1 protein-coding gene is annotated in these 240 nt (G+C 66.7%); it reads right to left on the bottom strand.

The genetic code is table 11. From position 1 onward, the window contains the following. A partial coding sequence (locus B4920_RS30215) for an NAD(P)(+) transhydrogenase (Re/Si-specific) subunit beta (RefSeq protein ID WP_216820131.1) occupies positions 1-240 on the bottom strand: 240 nt, incomplete at both ends.

Below are 240 nucleotides of genomic sequence, written 5' to 3'. Positions count from 1 at the left end.
CGGTGCGGCAGCATCAGCGGCTTGGAAGAGATCAGGCCACGCAGCTTGCCGAACGCCACCACGGAACCGGTGAAGGTCACGGCACCGATGAAGACGCCCAGGAAGACTTCCACTAGGTGGATGTTCAGCATGGCGCCGGACAGGTGCTCGACCTGGGCGACGCTGGCCGCCTGCTCGAACGCCGCCCGGGCCGCAGCCAGGGTTGCATCCAGGTTGGAGCCGACGGAGACGACGACCTCA

It is taken from the genome of Zoogloea sp. LCSB751, from assembly GCF_002028455.1.
In the GTDB taxonomy this organism is placed as follows: Bacteria; Pseudomonadota; Gammaproteobacteria; order Burkholderiales; family Rhodocyclaceae; genus Zoogloea.
This window is presented reverse-complemented; position numbering and strand designations above follow the sequence as displayed.